General features: G+C 65.6%; 14 protein-coding genes and 1 tRNA gene. 10 read left to right on the top strand and 5 right to left on the bottom strand.

Annotated features, from left to right (window positions below; all coding sequences use genetic code 11):
* Positions 1-345: 345 nt before the first annotated feature.
* Positions 346-1,098 carry a thioesterase family protein gene (locus C6A86_RS07230; protein ID WP_311101065.1) on the bottom strand — a complete coding sequence of 251 codons (753 nt, stop codon included), beginning with the start codon at positions 1,096-1,098 and terminating at the stop codon, positions 346-348.
* 332 nt (positions 1,099-1,430) lie between these two features.
* Here C6A86_RS07230 and C6A86_RS07225 point away from each other — a divergent pair, with 332 nt between their 5' ends.
* Positions 1,431-2,468 carry a TIGR03617 family F420-dependent LLM class oxidoreductase gene (locus C6A86_RS07225; protein WP_105365723.1) on the top strand — a complete coding sequence of 346 codons (1,038 nt, stop codon included), beginning with the start codon at positions 1,431-1,433 and terminating at the stop codon, positions 2,466-2,468.
* 25 nt (positions 2,469-2,493) lie between these two features.
* Entirely contained in the window at positions 2,494-3,369 is an 876-nt protein-coding gene (locus C6A86_RS07220; protein ID WP_105365724.1) for an acyl-CoA thioesterase II, read from the top strand.
* 9 nt (positions 3,370-3,378) lie between these two features.
* Here C6A86_RS07220 and C6A86_RS07215 read toward each other — a convergent pair whose 3' ends face one another.
* Positions 3,379-4,011 carry a TetR/AcrR family transcriptional regulator gene (locus tag C6A86_RS07215; RefSeq protein ID WP_105365725.1) on the bottom strand — a complete coding sequence of 211 codons (633 nt, stop codon included), beginning with the start codon at positions 4,009-4,011 and terminating at the stop codon, positions 3,379-3,381.
* 224 nt (positions 4,012-4,235) lie between these two features.
* Between C6A86_RS07215 and C6A86_RS07210 the strand changes: the two genes are divergently transcribed.
* The 8 genes from C6A86_RS07210 (at position 4,236) to C6A86_RS07175 (ending at position 13,533) form a co-directional block, all read left to right on the top strand.
* Positions 4,236-5,447, top strand: coding sequence for an amidohydrolase family protein (locus C6A86_RS07210; RefSeq protein ID WP_105365726.1), 1,212 nt, complete (start codon positions 4,236-4,238; stop codon positions 5,445-5,447).
* Positions 5,448-5,554: 107 nt separating this feature from the next.
* Positions 5,555-7,201, top strand: a complete 1,647-nt coding sequence (locus C6A86_RS07205) for an AMP-binding protein (RefSeq protein WP_105365727.1) — start codon at positions 5,555-5,557, stop codon at positions 7,199-7,201.
* Positions 7,198-8,070 (top strand): amidohydrolase family protein, encoded by an 873-nt coding sequence (locus tag C6A86_RS07200; protein WP_105365728.1) that lies wholly within the window; start codon positions 7,198-7,200, stop codon positions 8,068-8,070. The genes C6A86_RS07205 and C6A86_RS07200 overlap by 4 nt, the downstream gene beginning before the upstream one ends.
* Before the next feature lie 2 nt (positions 8,071-8,072).
* Positions 8,073-9,155: an acyl-CoA dehydrogenase family protein gene (locus tag C6A86_RS07195; protein ID WP_105365729.1), complete on the top strand. Its 1,083-nt coding sequence runs from the start codon at positions 8,073-8,075 to the stop codon at positions 9,153-9,155.
* A 9-nt stretch (positions 9,156-9,164) separates the two neighbouring features.
* A complete protein-coding gene (locus tag C6A86_RS07190) occupies positions 9,165-10,355 on the top strand; it encodes an acyl-CoA dehydrogenase family protein (RefSeq protein WP_105365730.1) in 1,191 nt (396 codons plus the stop codon).
* 31 nt (positions 10,356-10,386) lie between these two features.
* A complete protein-coding gene (locus tag C6A86_RS07185) occupies positions 10,387-11,598 on the top strand; it encodes a cytochrome P450 (protein WP_311101064.1) in 1,212 nt (403 codons plus the stop codon).
* A 94-nt stretch (positions 11,599-11,692) separates the two neighbouring features.
* Positions 11,693-12,301, top strand: coding sequence for a hypothetical protein (locus tag C6A86_RS07180; RefSeq protein WP_142407079.1), 609 nt, complete (start codon positions 11,693-11,695; stop codon positions 12,299-12,301).
* Positions 12,298-13,533 (top strand): cytochrome P450, encoded by a 1,236-nt coding sequence (locus C6A86_RS07175; protein WP_105365762.1) that lies wholly within the window; start codon positions 12,298-12,300, stop codon positions 13,531-13,533. Before C6A86_RS07180 ends, C6A86_RS07175 begins: the two co-directional genes overlap by 4 nt.
* Before the next feature lie 310 nt (positions 13,534-13,843).
* Here the strand turns inward: C6A86_RS07175 and C6A86_RS07170 are convergent.
* The 3 genes from C6A86_RS07170 to C6A86_RS07160 all read right to left on the bottom strand — a co-directional run bounded on the left by C6A86_RS07170 (position 13,844) and on the right by C6A86_RS07160 (position 18,560).
* Positions 13,844-13,920 (bottom strand) — tRNA-Met (locus C6A86_RS07170).
* Between the two features lie 63 nt (positions 13,921-13,983).
* A complete protein-coding gene (locus tag C6A86_RS07165; RefSeq protein ID WP_105365761.1) occupies positions 13,984-15,369 on the bottom strand; it encodes an FAD-binding oxidoreductase in 1,386 nt (461 codons plus the stop codon).
* Between the two features lie 182 nt (positions 15,370-15,551).
* Positions 15,552-18,560 (bottom strand): UPF0182 family protein, encoded by a 3,009-nt coding sequence (locus C6A86_RS07160; protein ID WP_105365760.1) that lies wholly within the window; start codon positions 18,558-18,560, stop codon positions 15,552-15,554.
* Between the last annotated feature and the right edge of the window lie 40 nt (positions 18,561-18,600).

Raw genomic sequence — 18,600 nt, 5'->3', positions numbered from 1 at the left:
AAGAAAACGGCCCCCGGACCGAAGTCCGAGGGCCGTTCCTACTAGTAGCGGGGACAGGATTCGAACCTGCGACCTCTGGGTTATGAGCCGGTCGGTTGCGGTCTTACACTTCTGCCTACGTCGCTACCGTGCAGGTCGGCTGCGATTTCGCGTCTCGCATGTCACCCCGTGTCGAAGCAGTCGGCGCCGTTGCGCACGGTTTCGTTCACAAATCCGTTCACATCGATCGCGGCGCCCCGGACCGGTGACCACGTGAACACCGGGGAGCTTGAACAGGAATCTTCGCGAGGTCGGCCAAGCGCCTAGGTGACCGAGAGTGATCGGAGTGGCTAAAGGTACGGAGCGTCACGACGCAGTCGATGACTCGGGCGGGGAGTTGGTAAATGAGTCCGGGATGCGGAAGGCCGGGTTCGCGACCGCGGTGCACAGGCCGGTGCCGATAGGTCCACGCGCATCGAACAACGTTGCCGATCCGGTGGCCACTCCGGCGGCCCCGTGATGGGTGAGGGCTGCCAGGCCGATGAGGGCGCTCTCTGGCAGGCGGCTCAACGTCAAGGTGTAATCGGCGTTGATGTAGCGCAGACCGTCGACACTGAAGTTGGCCACTGAACTGGTCAGATCGGCGGCCATTGCAGCCCGCACGAATGGGGTGAGCACTTCGTCGTCGACCAGGGGCCGGACTTCGCGCACCCAGGCGTACTTGGGTCCAGTGTGTTTCCACTGGGTGCCGTCGCCTCCGGCGGCTGGATCGCGTCCGAAGCAGGTGATGAACATGGGGCGGTCTTCAGGCCAGTTGTGGCGTTCGGGTGGTGCCGCGGGCATAGTGACCGGCGTCGACCACGGTTCGGGCTGCGGATGCTGGCCTCGACGCAGATAGAGAGCGCTTGCGCGTGCCACGACGTGTCCGTCCTGAACGAGTTCGGCGTCGATGGCGCACATGCGATTGCCGGTGCGCACCACCGATGAGTCCACCTGGATCGGTCGCAGCGCTATGCGCCGCATGATGTCGACCGTAAGCCGGGCGGGCTGCATCTGAGAGTCGGCCGCGTGACGCTCGACCGCGCGGGCCAGCAGCCCACCGACTACCTGGCCCCCCACGGTGGGGCCCCAACCGCCCTGGGCGATCGGGCCGGGGACGAGTCCATCGGGCTCCTTAGTGACAAATGGTGTAGCAGCACACATCTGAATGGCTCCTCTAGGTCGTCGACGCCCTGTGGTGGGCGAGCCAGGAAAGTGTCCGCCGTGAGCCGCGTACCGCACACGACGCAGGGTCAGTTCCTCGATACCCGGAAACCGTATTGCATTCTTCAAGGGCAGAATCATATTCTGCCATGTAAGAAGAACGCGACACAGCCGAGGTCGGTGCTCACCGAGCACCGCCGCCACGGTTGCGCTTACTCCTCCCGACGACGAAGGATGAGGTAATTGGTGTGAAGGTCCATTTGCAGGGTGAGGGCAAGCCGGACAAGGCGGCCCGACGGGCGCAGGCGGTCGCCGATGTTGGGGCCGACGGGCTGTTCAGCTTCGAGGGTTCCAACGACGTGTTCCTTCCGCTCGTCGCCGCTGCGGGCCAGACGGACCTGGAGTTGATGACCAACATCGCCGTCGCCGGCCCACGCAGTCCGCTACATCTGGCGCACGCCGCCAATGACCTGCAGGTCTACAGCGGTGGCCGGTTCCGGCTCGGGTTGGGCTCGCAAACCCGGACGCACATCCTCAAGCGGTACGGGGGGCAGTGGGGTAAGCCGGCCGCTCGGATGGGCGAAACCGTGCGGGCGGTCAAAGCGATCTTCGCAGCGTGGGAAGGTAAGGCCCCGTTAGACTTTCGCGGCGAGTTCTACACCCACACGCTGATGACGATGGCGTTCGACCCCGGGCCCAATCCATTCGGTGCGCCTCCTGTACTGATGGCTGCGCTGGGCCCGCTGATGACCCGCACCGCCGCCGAAGTCGCCGACGGTCTGCTGATACATCCGCTGACCAGCGACCGGTTCTTCACCGAGAAATCCCTGCCCTCGTACACCGATGGCTTGACGCGCGCCGGGCGCACACCGGCCGATTGTCAGATCATGGCCCAGGCCATGGTCGCAATGGGCCGCACCGAAGAGGCTCTCACCAAGGCCATCAACGGGGTGGCGTTCCAGATCGGCTTCTACGGATCCACGCCGGCCTACCGACCCGTGCTAGAGCAGGAAGGTTTCGCCGACCTACAGCCGGCCCTCAACGCACTGGCCAAGCAAGGCAAGTTCGCCGAGATGCGCGCCCTGATCAGCGACGACATGGTGAACGCCTTCGGCATCGTCGGAACGCCCGAGGAATGCGCGGAAAAGATCCGGAGGCGCTTTGGCGACCACGCCACCGACGTGTGCTGCTACTTCTCCAGTTACACCCCCGAGGACGCCGATGTCGCCGACCTCATCGCCGCCCTGCACCAGGTCACTTCCCCCATGAGCCGGGCGCGCAGGTGAAAGTGATCAGAAGTGCGGTGATCTCATGACGCACACCCCACCGGAGCACACGCTTGAGAAGGTTCTGGATCTGCTCGACGTGACGCCAGGAGCCGGGGACACCTTCATCTGCGCCACCGGATGGCCGTCCGCAGGCGCTCGCCAGGTCGTCGAAGGCACCCCACTGCTCGGGCAGGCGCTGGTAGCTGCGGCCAAGCGGTTTCCCAACATGTCGGTGCGCTCCGCACACGCCGTCTTCAGCCGCATCGTGAACACCGGCCGTCCGGTCGAATTCCGGGTGCACGCAACCCACGAAGGCCGTTCGACGGCGGCCGCTGTCGTTGCCATCTGGCAGGACGAGCGGCAATGCGCAACGGTGACAGTGTTAGTCGATACACCCACCATCGACGTTGTGCGCCACCAGCTACCGCGCGCCGAGGTCGGACATCCCGACGACGCGCACCCTTCTCCGGAGGCGCTGCGGGGCATGCGATCACATGTCGTCGAGATGTCCGACGTCAACAGCGCTGAGCAGGTCGGTCCACCCGTGCTGCACGCCTGGCTGCACTACGACCAAATACCGATGCGAGCGGACCTGGTAAAGGCCCTGCTGGCCTACCCGGCCGGCCATCTGGCGATTGCGGTGGCGCTGCGGCCACACCCAGGGTTCGGCACCAGCCAATCCCACCACAGTCTGTCCACCGGGGTGCTCTCCGCGAGCATCTCTTTCCACGAGCCGGTCACCTTCGAAGACTGGCTGCTGTACTCCTGGGAAAGCACCCACGCCGGCGCCGGGATGGCCTACGTGCGGGGCACCGTGCACACCGCAGATGGTGAGCTGCTTGCGTCGTTCACGATCGAAGGAATGATCCGCCCCTTGGGGCACACGGCGCAGCCGATAGGCGTCGACCAGCGCCTATGAGCCTTCACGTCAGCGTGCGTGCGGCACGGACAGCGCGAACCGCAGCAGATGTTCGACCTCTTTGCGGTCGGGTTTGGTCTTGGCCCATAGATGGCTGCTCACGCGACCGACCACGGCTTGGGTAACCAGTTCGGCATCTAGTTCGGGGTTTTGGCTTCCCAGCGCTTCGAAGGGCTCGCGCAGCAGTTTGGCCAACGGGCGTTTGGAGACTTGGCTGCCGATCGGGATGGCTGAGTTGAGATTGACGCTATTCCACAACACCGCCAACGTCGCTTCGGCGTTGGCGTCCTCGGCTTGAGCGAGCACGCCGTCCAGCCACCGCTTCACCCGCCCTTCGGGTGTGCGTTCCTTGGCCATCCGTCGCCCGATACCGGCCGCGGTGCGTTCGGAGCCGTCCTCGACCAGGGCCGCGACCAAGGCGTCCTTGGATGGGAAGTGCCGGTAGAACGCATCGTTGGACAGTCCGGCGGCGGCAACGATGTCCGAGACCCGCACACGGGCGCCGGTGCCGTTGGTGGCCATGATCTTCAGCGCGGCATCGAGCAGGGCTCGAACCTCGTTGTGGTAGTTGGTCCGTCGCGCGGCGGTCTGGGCGGCGATGCGAGCGGCCACACCCTCGGCCGGATCCACTGCGTTCTGCATGAACAGAATTCTATTCTGCCGAAGCCTTGTCTGTCCCCATGCGGCCCCGGTTACACGCGCTGCGGGTTGCCGCCCGTCGGGCCGGGCGATCCTGACATCCTCCGCAACCACTCGTCTCTTGCATTCTCCGAGCAAGAATCTTATTCTCAAGAATCATATTCTTGATAACCAGAAGAACGATGCCGGCTTGGTCGTCTGCCGGCGCTTCGTGGAAGGACCATCCGATGAGCACGCTCGGCTACCGCGCGATCGACGTCGACGAGCATTACTACGAGCCGGTCGATTCGTTCACCCGCCACCTACCCAAAGAGTTCAAGCGCCGCGGAGTGCAGATGGTGAAGGACGGCAAGCGCACCATCGCGTTGATGGGCGGGCGAGCCAACCACTTCATCCCCAACCCGACCTTCGATCCGATCATCGAGCCTGGGTGCCTGGACCTACTGTTCCGCGGAGAGATCCCCGAAGGCGTAGATCCGGCGTCGTTGATGAAGGTCGACCGGATGGCCGACCACCCGGAGTATCAGAACCGCGATGCCCGGGTGAAGATCCTGGACAAGCAGAACCTCGAAACCGTCTTCATGCTGCCGACTTTCGCCTGTGGGGTGGAGGAAGCCCTCAAAGACGACGTCGACGCGACCATGGCGTCGGTCCACGCCTTCAACCTGTGGCTGGACGAGGATTGGGGTTACCACCGCCCTGATAACCGGATATTGGCCGGCCCGATCATCTCTCTGGCCGACCCGGACGAGGCCGTCGAAGAGGTCGAATTCGTACTCAACCGCGGCGCCAAGCTGGTTCTGGTGCGCCCAGCGCCGGTGCCGGGGGTCGTCAAGCCCCGATCACTGGGAGATCCGCTGCACGACCCGGTATGGGCGCGATTGGCCGAAGCCGGCGTCCCGGTCGTCTTCCACTTGTCCGACAGCGGCTACTTGGCGATCTCGGCGCTATGGGGCGGCACCGGAACCTTCGAGGGGTTCGGCAGGCGTGATCCGCTGGACATGTTCCTGGCTGATGACCGCGCCATCCACGACACGATGGCCTCGATGATCGTGCACCAGGTCTTCACCCGCCACCCCACCCTCAAAGTGGCCAGTATCGAGAACGGCTCCTACTTCGTCTACCGGCTGATCAAGCGGCTGCGCAAGGCCGCCAACACCGCCCCGTACCACTTCACAGAGGACCCGGTCGAGCAACTCAAGAACAACCTGTGGGTGACGCCGTACTACGAGGACGACGTGAAACTGCTGGCCGACACCATCGGGGTGGACAAGATCCTGTTCGGTTCGGACTGGCCGCACGGTGAGGGCTTGGCCGACCCGATGAGCTTCACCGCCGACATCCCGCAGTTCCCCGAGTTCAGCGATGAAGACACCCGAAAGGTGATGCGCGACAACGCGCTCACGCTACTCGGCGCGTCCGTACCCGTCACTGCCTGACCAACCCTGTCCACCATGTATCGGCGGTACGAGGGGAGGTGGCGGGCCCGGTGAGGGGTCCGCCACACCGCTCGCGTCCCCACATCAGGCCAACCGGAAAGGCGCGCATGGCCGAATGGTCCTTCGCTGAGATCCTCGATACCGTGGCGGCCGCCGTCCCCGATCGGGTGATGACCCGCTGCGGGTCGCGGGTGACGACGTTCGGCGCTGCCGCCCGCGACACCCGGCGGATGGCGAACTATCTGATCGACCGGGGACTCGGCGGGCGCACATCGGCTGCGGACGTCGCGCGATGGGAGTGCAGCCAGGACCGGGTGGCCCTACTCATGCGCAATGACCGCTACCCGGAGGCGTTCCTCGCCGTCACCAAGGCGCGCGCCGTGCCGGTCAACGTCAACTACAACTACGCCGCCGCTGAAGTCGCCGACCTGCTCGCCTACGTGGCGCCCCGCGCCATCGTCTATCACCGCAGCTTCGGACCCGTTGTCGCACAAGCGATCGACCCATCTGTCACCTCGCTGCTGATCTGTGTCCAGGACGGCAGCGACGCTCCGATGTTGTCCGGGGCGATCGACTACGACACCGCCATTGACCGCGGTGATCCCCACCGCCCCACTCCCTCCTCCCCGGACGATCTGGTGATGATCTGTACGGGGGGCACCACCGGCCGTCCTAAGGGCGTGCTGTGGCGCCACGGCGACATGTACGTCTCGTCCATGGGCGGCGCCGATCACGCCAGCGCGGCGGCGATCACCGACATCGCCCACGCCGGCGGGCAGACGTGGTTTCCAGTCTCCCCACTGATGCATGCACTCGGGCTGTGGAGCGCATTTGCCGCGATCCTCGCCGGACACACCGTGGTACTGCACGACGACCGCCAACCGTTCGATCCCCAGGTGGTGTGGAAAACCGCCGAACTGCACAAGGTGTCGATGATGAGCATCGTCGGCGACGCGTACGCCGCTCCACTGGCGGCCGAACTGCAACGCACCGATTACGACCTGTCGATGCTGTTTGCGCTCGCCACCGGCGGAGCCGCCACCCACCCCCAACACAAGCAGGCCCTGATGTCGCGGCTGCCCCAACTTTCGATCATCGACGGCTACGGATCCTCGGAAACCGGCGGCCTGGGTTACGGGCAGAGCCACCACGGTCAGCAGCCTCACACCTTCTCGGCGTGGAGCGGCGGTGTCGTGCTCTCCGATGACCGCAGCCGGATACTCACCCCAGGTGACACCGAAATCGGCTGGGCCGCAAAGACCGGACGCATCCCGCTGGGCTACTTCGCCGACCCCGCCGCCACCGAAACGACATTTCCCGTGATCGACGACCGCCGGGTGTCGATTCCCGGTGATCGGGCCAAGATCGAAGCCGACGGAACGATCTATCTGTTGGGCCGCGATTCGCTGGTCGTCAACACAGGTGGGGAGAAGGTCTTCGTCGAAGAGGTCGAAGAAGTCCTGCGCGCCCACCCCGCGGTGGCCGACGCGCTGGTGGTGGGTCGCCCACATCCGCGCTGGGGACAGGAAGTGACCGCCGTGGTCAGCACCACAGCCGGGCACAGCGCCGATGCCGATGCGTTGCGCCAGTACTGCCGGACCCAGCTGGCCGGTTTCAAAACTCCCAAAGCGGTGGTGTTCGTCGACGCCGTGCGTCGCCTGGGCACCGGCAAGGCCGACTACCGGTGGGCCAAACAGGTCGCCACCGACGCCGCCGCGGCGCACGCCGCGGCTCATGAATCGGAGATGGTATGAGTCCCAACGTGATCGACTGCCTTGTCAACGTGCACTTCGGTGAAACCGCGCAGCAGCCGCAGTTCATGCTCAAGGTCCGCGATGACTACTTCAAGGGTCCCGCCTCGCTCTACCAGCAGATCGAACTGCCGGCACTGCTCGAGGAGATGGATGCTCACGGTGTCACCAAGGCGATCCTGATGGACAACATCGCCAAACCCTCGGCGACCGCCCGCAGGTTCGTCGACGAGCGACCCGACCGCTTCGCGCTGGCGCTGGGCGGGATCAACCTGCTGCGGCCAGTGGCCTCATTGCGCGAGCTGACCGCGATCGCCGCCGATCTGCCCGTTGCCTACGCGGTTGTCGGGCCGAGTTTCTGGGGTGACGGCCAGTATCCGCCAAGTGATGCCGTCTACTACCCGCTGTACGCCAAGTGCGCCGAAATCGATCTGCCGCTGTGCGTGAACACCGGTATCCCCGGCCCGCCGATCCCCGGAGAGGTGCAGAACCCGATTCACCTCGACCGGGTGTGCGTGCGGTTCCCCGAGCTGCGGTTGTGCATGATTCACGGCGCGGACCCGTGGTGGGATGTCGCGATCCGGATGCTCATCAAATATAAGAACCTGCGCCTCATGACCTCGGCGTGGTCACCCAAGCGGCTCCCGGACTCCTTGCTGCACTACATGCGCACCCGCGGGACGGACAAGGTCATCTTCGCCTCGGACTACCCGGTGCTGCGGCAACAACGCGTCGTCCCCGAGGCCCTAGCACTGGACCTGCCACCGGAGGTCTTGCAGAAGTACCTGCACGACAACGCCGAAGAGTTCTTCTTCGGCACCCGCCCAGTCCCAGCACCCAGCGCGACTGCCGTCGCAGCCGAGGTGGGCTGACCATGGACCGCCACGAACTGCGCCGGCTGGACTACAGCCTCACCCAGGACCACACTGACCTGCAGAACGCGTACCGCGAATTCTTCACCACCGCCTGCCCGATCGAGACGGTCCGTGCCGCCGAGGCAACCGGATTCGACAAGAGGCTCTGGGAACGTCTGTGCGCCACCGGCGCAACCACCATGGCGTTGCCCGAGAGCACCGGAGGTGACGGCGCCACGCTGGTCGATCTCACCCTGCTCGCCGAGGAAGCTGGACGCACCCTGGCGCCGGTGCCGTGGATCGACCACGTCGTGACCGCCCGACTCTGCGCGCGTCTGGGAGCCATGAACACCGAAATCCTCAGTGGCGAACAGATCTGCGCGCTTGATCCCCACCAAGACAGCGCCACCGGCCCGCGCCTGCTGCCGGCGGGATCCATCGCCGACCAGGTCCTCGTGCGCGACGGTGACCAGGTGCTGCGCATCTGGTTCCAGAACAAGCCCGCCCGCGTCCACAACATCGGCTGTCTCCCGATGGCCTGGGTAGACCCCGCCGCGGCCACCGACCGACACGTTCTGGCCCACGGACCCGATGCGGTCGCGGCTTATCAACGCGCACTGGACGAATGGCGACTGCTCACCGCGGCCGCACTGACCGGTCTGACCGATGCCACCATGACGATCGCCGCCGATTTCGCCAAGACCCGCTACACCCTCGGCGTGCCGATCGCCTCGCTGCAGGCGATTTCACATCCGCTGGCCGACATCGCCATTGTCGTGGCCGGCGCACGCAATCTGGTCCGGCGCGCGGCCTGGTTCATCGACAACGAACCCGGCGAACGACCCGAGTTACCCAGCTGCGCCTTCGTCTACATCGCCGGTGAGGCACCCAAGGCCGCTGCGACGGCCGTCCACGTTCAAGGCGGACTAGGGGTGTCCACCGAAGCCGCCGCCAGCGCGTACCTGGTGCGCGCCCGCGGGTGGGCGCTCGCCGGTGGCGACCCCGCCCACACTGCCCAGCGCATCACCGATCTGGTCAATGCACGTGAACACACCCGCCAGAGCACGCGCGGCACCGCAGTCGCCGAGCCCGCCGCGGTCTAGGAGTACACCATGGATTTCTCCCGCATCGCCCTGGCTGACGACGACGCCACCTTTGCCACCCACGCCCGCGACTTTCTCGACGCCCACGTCACCGACGAGGTGAAACGTCGCGTACACGAGACCGGGGAAAGCTTCGACGAGACAGTCCATCTGGCACTCGGCGAGCAAGGATGGCTGGCCGCTCAGCTCACACCGCACGCCGAGGGCGGCTTCAGCCGGTTACACCGCCGCATCTTCGATCTGGAGAAGCGGCGCTCCCGAGCCCCCTACATCGCCTGGGGCACCACCGCCATGGTGGCTCGCGCCGTCCGCAAGTTCGCCCGCCCCGAACTGCAGCAGGAAGTACTGCCTGGGGTCTGCACTGGCGAGATCCGGCTATGTCTGGGCTACACCGAACCCGAAGGCGGTTCGGACATCATGACCTGCAAGACCCGCGCTGTGCGCGACGGCGACGACTGGATCATCAACGGCGCCAAAATGTTCACCACCGGCGCTCACGTGTCCCAATACGTCTTCCTGATCACCAACACCAACCCCGACGCACCCAAACGTGACAGCCTCACGATGTTCCTGGTGCCACTGAACCTGGCCGGCATCGACATCCACGGTGTGCGCTGCGTCGACGGGGACCGCACCAACCTCACCTACTACAACAACGTCCGCGTCCCCGACAAGTACCGCATGGGTGAGGTCGACGGCGGCTGGACAGTACTGCGCGACCCCCTCAATGCCGAGCACGGCGCCGTGGACGCCAATCCCGACGGCCTACAGGACATCGCCGTGATGCAGCAGCAAGCCGACATGCTCGCCGAGGCCGTCGATGACGCCATCGCCCTTGCCTACCAGGCAGACTCGAAGGGCCGTTGTCTGGCTGACGACCAGTCCGTGGGGTACCGGTTGGGCCGTGACTACGCGCGCGTCGAGGCCGCACTGTCCACCCCTAACATTCTCGGGCGCGTGGCCATCGCTCAAGCACTGCGCGAAGTCTCCGCCGACGTGATGGACACCCTTGGCTCGGCGGCGGCACTGCCCATCGGGGCCGACGGCGCCGCTGACGACGGTGCCGCCGAATACCTGTTCCGGTTCGCTCCGCTGGTCGCCATCTACGGCGGCACCGTCGAAGTCTTCCGCAACATGATCGCCCAATACTTCCTGGGCCTCGGAAAACCCGCCTACGCATCACCGGCGCAGAAAGCCTGAACCCCACGATGACACACCAGGAAGAGATCAGATGACCAGTGCGCCCGCGGTGGTCTTCGACCCCTTCTCCGAGGAGTACTTCACCAACCCCTACAACACCTACCGCCGGATGCGCGACGAAGCACCCGTTTACCACAACCCGCAATACGACTTCTACGCCCTGACCCGTCACGCCGACGTCGCCGACGCGCTGAAAGACACCGAGACCTACTCCTCGGCCAAGGGCGTCACCCTCGATCAGATCCTGCTCGGAGATGACCCCGGTGGCGCGTCGATCATCACCATGGACCCGCCCGAACACCGCCGGATGCGCAGCCTGGTCAACAAAGTCTTCACCCCACGAGCGATCCACAAACTGGATCCGCTCATCCGAAAGACCGTGCACCACTACCTGAGCCGGGTAGATCCGATCGCAGGATTCGACGTCATCAGCGACTTCGCCGGACTGTTCCCCGTCGAAGTGATCACCACCATGCTCGGGGTTCCCGAAACCGACCGCCAACAGATCCGGCTGTGGCTGGACACCACCCTGGAACGGCGCGCCGGCAAGCTGGGCATGTCCCGCGCCGGCGTCGAAGCGATGCGCAACACCGGCATGCTCTACTACCGCCTTATCCAGCAGCGCCGCGCAGAACCCCGCGACGATATGATCACCGCCCTGACCACTGTGGAAGTCGACCGCGACGACGGCACCCGCACCAGCCTCGACGACATCGAGATCGCCGCCTTCTGCACCCTGCTCGGCGGCGCGGGCGCTGAGACGGTGACCAAACTCATCGGCAACGCGATGGTCCAACTGGCACGCCATCCCCAGCAATGGCACCAGCTCAAAGCCGACCGCGCCATGATCCCAGCCGCCATCGAAGAGGTGCTGCGCTTCGAAGCGCCCGCGCAATACGCCGTGCGCTACACCCACCACCCCGTGCGACTGCACGACACCGACATCCCGGCGGCCAAACCGGTCCTGCTCATCGAAGCATCAGCCAACCGCGACGAACGCGCCTTCACCAACGCCGACGACTTCGATATCAACCGAGACCGCAGCCAAGCCCAGAACCTCGGCTTCGGTTACGGCGTGCACAGCTGCCTAGGCGCCGCGCTGGCCCGCGCCGAAAGCGCCATCGCGCTGGAATATCTGCTCGACCTGCTCGAAGACTACGACGTCGACGACGACCGACTCACCCGCGTACGGATGACCAGCGTCGCCGGCTGGGCCAACGTCCCCATCCGAGCCAGACCATGACCACCAGCCCCCGCCAGTGGTATTCCGAAACGGTTGCCCCAGAACGGAGTTCAAACCCATGAAGACACATCCTCCTCGCCGCACCCGGATGAACATGGCCAAGCTCTCCGCATTGAAACCCTGCGGATACACCCTCGACGTCGTCGCCGCCAACGTAGCCGAAGCCGTGGACGCCGCAGGCGGACTCATCTTCGACCGTGCCCACGGAGGCTGGACCGTCCGGGTTTTCGTCCTCGATGACGACCTCGACCACCGTGCTCTGCGCATCCTCGGTGCCCGCAGCTTCCGCTACCACTGGACCAATCCTGTGGCACCGTCAAAACGGCACACCGCGCTAGCACTCTCCAGCGCCGCGATGGCCCAACACGACGACATCTATCACGACACGCTGACCCGGCTGCACCGCGGATGCACCGAAGTCACCCTATGGGGAGACCCCCCAACCGAACTGCAGCAACACCTCCTGCCGATGCAGCATCGCCTCACCCCTGCCGCCACGGCGTTCAAGACCGCAGCATGGGCTGCATGCAGCACCCGCCCCGCCGCGAAGCACCACACCGAACGCTTCCACGGGTCAGGCACCCTCTGCCTCCCCGGAAACCCGACCTCACCCCAGTTACCGTCGCCGCCGGCTGAACGAACACCCAACCAACTGCCGAGCCTGGGCCACGCGCGACTCTTCCCCCGCAAGGAGCAACAATGACAGCCCCCACCGCCAATCACCTCGCTCGGATCCTCGCCCAACCCAGCTCCTACACCGACGAAACCGCACTACACACCACGCTGGCCCACCTTCGGGCAGAAGCCCCCGTCTCCTGGGTCGATCAGCCCGGCTACCGGCCGTTCTGGGCGATTACCAAACACGCAGACATCAGCGATATCGAACGCGACAACACGACGTTCACCAATGCACCGCGGCCCATCCTCATCACCACCGAAGCCGACGACCTACAAGCCGGCAGTGGCGTCAGCACCCTGATCCACCTCGACGGTCAACAGCACCGCAAGGTCCGCGCGATCGCTGCAGATTGGTTTCGCCCCAAAGCGATGCGTGCCCTCCAGACCCGCATCGATGAGCTCGCCGCTCGCTACGTCAACGACATGGCCGAGACGGGTGGTGAATGCGACTTCGTCCAACACATCGCCGTCAAGTTCCCTCTCTGCGTCATCATGACGCTGTTAGGGATCCCCGAGTCCGACTTCGCGTTCATGCTCAAACTCACCCAAGAACTCTTCGGCAGTGACGACGACGAATACCAACGGCCTTCCCTAGAGGAACAGGGCCCCGCGCTGATGGAGATGTTCGGCTACTTCACCGAACTCACCGCCAGCCGCCGACAACATCCCACCGACGATCTCGGCTCGACGATCGCCAACGCCCGCATCGACGGCGAACCTCTGCCCGACATCGACACCATCTCCTACTACGTCATCGTGGCTACCGCAGGACACGACACCACCAGCGCCACCATCTCCGGTGGCCTGCATGCCCTCATCGATAACCCCGACCAGCGCCGGGCGCTGCGCGCCGACCCCGGCCTGCAACCATTGGCCACCGAAGAGATGGTCCGCTGGGTAACCCCGGTCAAGGCATTCATGCGCACCGCCGCACGCGACACCACAGTGCGCGGCGTACCCATCGCACAAGGCGAGTCCCTGCTGCTGTCCTACGTATCGGCCAACCGAGACAACGACGCCTTCAGCGACCCCTTCCGCTTCGACATCACCCGAAACCCCAACCGTCATCTCGCATTCGGACACGGCGTGCACTTCTGCCTCGGTGCCGCGCTGGCACGCATGGAAATCAGCAGCTTCTTCGCCGCCCTGCTGCCACGCCTGACCGACATCGAGCTGGCCGGCACCCCCGAACACGTCGCCACCACCTTCGTCGGCGGGCTCAAACACCTGCCCATCCGGTGCCAGTTGACGCAGTGACGATCCCGGGTGCCCGCTACCGAAGGAGTTTCGCCCTTTTGACGTGTGCTCGACGCATGTGACCCAGCCGAACGCCAGCTTGCCACTGCACCCAGGCACGCACCACTCGCCGTCACATGCGGGCTCACGGCTGCGACGCCTGCCCGCTGGATAGATCAAGCCGAGCACAGACTTGCCGCTACAGGACTTTGTGCAATCACTGGCGGCTCGTCACGCGTCAAGATCGTCAGCCGGAAATCCTGACGTTCACAAATGCGTTCACAACCCAATGAAAACGGCTCCCGGAGTTGCCTCCGGGAGCCGTTTTACCTGGTAGCGGGGACAGGATTCGAACCTGCGACCTCTGGGTTATGAGCCCAGCGAGCTACCGAGCTGCTCCACCCCGCGTCGGTAAACACAACATTACCCAAGGGGATGCAACGCACCAAATCGGGTGCTCAGCGCCGGTTTCTAGCCCGAAAACCGCACCACCTGACCGGTGTTGAGCACCCCCGCGGGGTCATATCGATCCGCCAGCGCGGCCAGCCGGTGCCGGGTGTCCTCGTCGTAGGCCCGTGCCATCCGTGCCGGGTCAGCCGCGGGCGCGAAGTTGGGCAGCAGACCGCCCGTCGACCACGGCGCCAGGGCGTGGGTCAGGGCGCGCGCCTGGGCCGGCACCAGCTCGGCGGCCGGGCCGGCCGGCACCCCGATGACGGTCACCGCGTAGGCCGCCTGACGGTGGCAGAACGCGCTGCGGTGCGGCGCCTGTCGTGCCATCGCCCCGCCGAGCAGCCGTACCTCCACGATGGTCTGCACCGACGCCGAACCCGGGCCCGCGGCGGCCAGCAGGATATCGACTGCCTCGGCGCCGAATTCGCGCAGCAGCACGTGCTCCTCGTGCACCGGCATGGGATCGACCGGGTCGGCGTGCACCGCCCCGATCGCGGCGTACGGCAGCACCCCGACGGTGTCCAGCACCGGCGTCGCGGTCTCCCGCATCGGCGCCAAAAGCGCTGCGGCCTCGGCAAAATCATCCAGTGCGGTGTATCGCACCGCGACGGTCAGCCGGCCCGCCAGCGGCTCGGGAACCCCGGGCAGCGGCGGCAGCTGCTGAAAGGCGATGGAGGTGTTGATGTTCTCCGGCAGCGCGGTACTCCACTGCCGCCAGGTGCGCAGCACCGCGGCGGCATCAGCACCGTCGAAATACAATGCCCCGCCGTAGAACTCGGAAATGGGCAACAGGTCGATCTCGACAGCTGTGACGATGCCCAGGGTGGCCTTGCCGCCGCGCAGCCCCCAGTACAACTCGGCGTGCTCCGCGGGCGTCACATGCAGCAACTCCCCCGCACCGGTGACCAGATCGAAGGAACGCACGTAGTCCGAGGACACCCCGACGCTGCGCACCAGCGGGCCCACGCCGGCACCGGTGAGAAACCCGACCACGCCCACCGAGGGTGACGATCCGCACAGCGGCGCCAGCCCATGCGGTGCGGCCGCCTCCAGCACGTGCTGCCACCGCGCGCCCGCGCCGACCCGGGCGGTCCGGCTGGGCAGGTCCACGACACAGTCGGTCATCGCGCTGGTCTGCACCAGGATGGCATCAGCGCCCACCGGGATGGCGCCGTGCCCGGTCGCCTGCACGGTGACCCGCAGACCGTGGCCGGCGGCGAACCGGACGGCCTCGGCCACGTGATGTGGGGAGGTGGCCAGCACCACGGCGGCGGGCTGGACGGGCACGGCGACATTCCACGGGGTGCAGCGTTCGTAGCCGGGCTCGCCGGGCAGCGCGACCAGGGCGCTGACATGGTCGGGCAGTGTCGACACCGCGCTGTTGGCGACCGATTCGGCCAGGGTCATTCGAGGGTCCTTTCGGGCAGGGCTGTTCATCGGAGAACAGACTCACCCGGACCACTTGGCATCTTCTTGGAATAGACCCCAAGCCCAGCTCACGCCCCCGCGAACGTGCGCCGAATCGGGTTCGACGACGGTGTGTCGGCCATCAGACACGCACGCTCGCGGAGAGAAGAGGAAAGAAAAAGCTACCTGGCCTCGCGGTACTTGTTCATCGCATCGTCCAAGCGCTGCAGCGCCTCGCCGAACTCGGCGAAGTCACCACTGGTCTGGGCCTGCTGCATGTTGTCGAGCGCGGCGTTGACGTCCTGCAGCGCAGCGGCTTTCGCCCCCGACAACTGCACCGGACCACCCGGCACCGCCGCTGCCGGCGGAGGCGTCGCTGCCGGCGCACTGCCCTGCTGCGGCGGAGTGGCCTGCGGGTTGGCCGCGGGCTGCGCCGGCGGGCGAGATGCCGGCTGACCGTCGGCGGGCGCGGGGCCCGTCGCGGTGGCGCCTGCGCCGGCACCGAAGATCTCATCCAGGGCGTCGCGGACCGTAGGGCCGTAGCCGACCTTGTCGTTGTACATCATCGCCACCCGGATGAGGCGCGGATAGGTCGAGGCCGCGTCGCCGGTGCCCGGTGAGGCGTAGATCGGCGCGACATAGAGCAGGCCGCCGTTGCCGATCGGCAAGGTGAGCAGGTTGCCCCAGCGAATCCGGTTCTGGCCGTCACGACCGATCTGCCCGAGTTCGGTGGAGACCGCGGTGTCGGTGCTGATCGCGTTGAAGGCCAACTTGGGACCGTTGACCTGACCGGGGACGGTCAGCACCGTGAGCTTGCCGTAGGTTTCGGGATCCGAGCTCGCGCTGATATAGGCGGCCAGGAAGTCACGCCGGATCCAGTTCATCGCACTGGTCAGCTGGAACGACGCCGAGTCGTTCTCCTGCCGTGCCAGATCCTTGGCGACGATGTAGTAGGGCGGTTGGAAGCTGCTGGCCGTCGGGTTGGGATCCAGCGGCACGTCCCAGAAATCGGAGTTCGTGAAGAACTGCACGGGATCGTCGACGTGGTACTTGGCCAACAGTGCGCGTTGCACCTTGAACAGATCCTCCGGGTAGCGCAGGTGTTCCCGCAGCTCCTCGGAGATCTCCGAGTTCGGCTTCACCGTGTCCGGGAAGACCGACATCCACGCCTTCAGCACCGGATCGGCCTCGTCCTGGGCATACAGCGTCACCGTGCCGTCATAGGCGTCGACGGTGGCCTTCACCGAATTGCGGATGTAGGACACCTGCTTGTCCGGCAACAGCCGGTTCACCGCCACCTCGTTGGAGTCGATGGTGGCGTTCGACAGCGTGGTCAACTCCGAGTAGGGATAGTTGTCCAGCGTGGTGTAGCCGTCGACGATCCACACCATTCGCTTGTTGACGATCGCCGGGTAGACCCCGTTGTCGGTCGTCAACCAGGGCGCCACCGCCTCCACTCGTTGCGCCGGATCACGGTTGAACAGGATCTTGCTGTTCTCACCGATGACGTTGGACAGCAGGAAGTTCCGCTCGGCGAACTTGGCCGCGAAGACGCCGCGGTTGATCCAGTTGCCGATCCCCACACCACCGCTGCCCTGGTAGGTGTAGTTCTTGGTCTCGGTGTTGGTCTCGTAGTCGTACTCGCGGTCCACATCGCCGTTCTTGCCGACGATGGCGTAATCCGCGGCCGCGCTGGCGATCACCGGACCGAAATACACCCGCGGCTGGTCCAGCGGCGCCGGTCCCGGGGACACCACGCTGCCGTTGGCACCGACGACCGTCGCCAGGAACTCCGGGTATCCGCCGTTCTGATTGGGATCGTTGGCGACACCGCGCACCGTGTTGGCCGGCGAGGCGACGAAGCCGTTGCCGTGGGTGTAGACGGTGTGCCGGTTGATCCAGTCGCGCTGGTTGTCGATCAGGCGGTCCGGGTTGAGCTCCCGGGCGGCCACCACGTAGTCGCGGATCTGCCCGTCCGGCCCGGTGTAACGGTCCATGGCCAACTGCTCAGGGAAGTTGTAGAAGTTCTTGCCCTGCTGGAACTGGGTGAACGCCGGGCTGACGATCGTGGGATCGAGCAGCCGGATGTTCGACGTGGTGGCCCGGTCGGACGAGACCTGCTGCGCCGTCGCGTTGGCATCGCCGCTGTAATCGCGATAGGTCACCGTCTCGTCGGTGAGTCCGTAGGCGTCTCGGGTCGCGGTGATACTTCGGCTGATGTATTCGCTTTCCTTCTGCGCCGCGTTGGGCTTGACGCTGAACTGCTCGACCACCAGCGGCCAGCCCGCACCCACCACCAGGGAGGACAGCAGCAACAGCACCAGACCGATGGCGGGGATACGCAGATCGCGAAGGACCAGTGCGGAGAACACCGCGACCGCGCAGATGACGGCGATGGCCAGCAGGATCAGCTTGGCCGGCAGCACCGCGTTGATATCGGTGTAGCCGGCACCGGTGAACGGCTTACCGGCGCGGGTGTTGCTCAGCAGCTCGTAACGGTCCAGCCAGTAGGCGACGGCCTTGAGCAGAACCAGGGTGCCGGCCAGTGCGATCAGCTGGATGCGGGCCGCGCGGCTCAGCGCACCGGAGCGCCCGGCCAGCCGGATACCGCCGAAAAGGTAGTGGCCCAACAGGTTCGCCACAAACGCCAGGAACACTGCGACGAAGAGGTAGGTCAGCACCAGCCGGTAGAAGGGCAGATCGAAGGCGTAGAAACCGAGGTCGATGCCGAACTGCGGGTCGGTGATCCCGAACTCGCCGCCGTGCAGGAACAGCTGGACCTGCGGCCAGTAACTCTGCGCGACGATGCCGGCCAGCAGACCGATGAACACCGGGATGCCGATACCGAACAGCCGCAGCCGGCTCATCACCGTGGTGCGGTAGCGGGCCACCGGATCATTGGGGCCCACGGTCGGCACGAACACCGGGCGGGTGCGATAGGCCAGCGTCATGGCCGCAAAGACCACCGCGCCGATCAACACCGCCACCACCAGGAACAGCACGATGCGGGTGAACAGCACCGTGGTGAACACCGAGCGGTAACCGAGCTCGCCGAAGAACAGCCAGTCGACATACCCGTCGATGAACCGGGGGCCCACCAACAACAACAGGACTACAGCTACCGCGACGCCGATGAGAACCCGGCTCCGACGTGTCAGCTGCGGCATTCGTGCCGCGGGCCGCATACCCAACTCTTCAACTCCAGTCCATGATCGGTGGCCTCAGCAAGTA

Source organism: Mycobacterium sp. ITM-2016-00316 (genome assembly GCF_002968335.2).
Taxonomy (GTDB): domain Bacteria; phylum Actinomycetota; class Actinomycetes; order Mycobacteriales; family Mycobacteriaceae; genus Mycobacterium.
The sequence above is the reverse complement of the archived record's forward strand: the minus strand, read 5'-3'. Positions and strand labels throughout refer to the sequence as shown.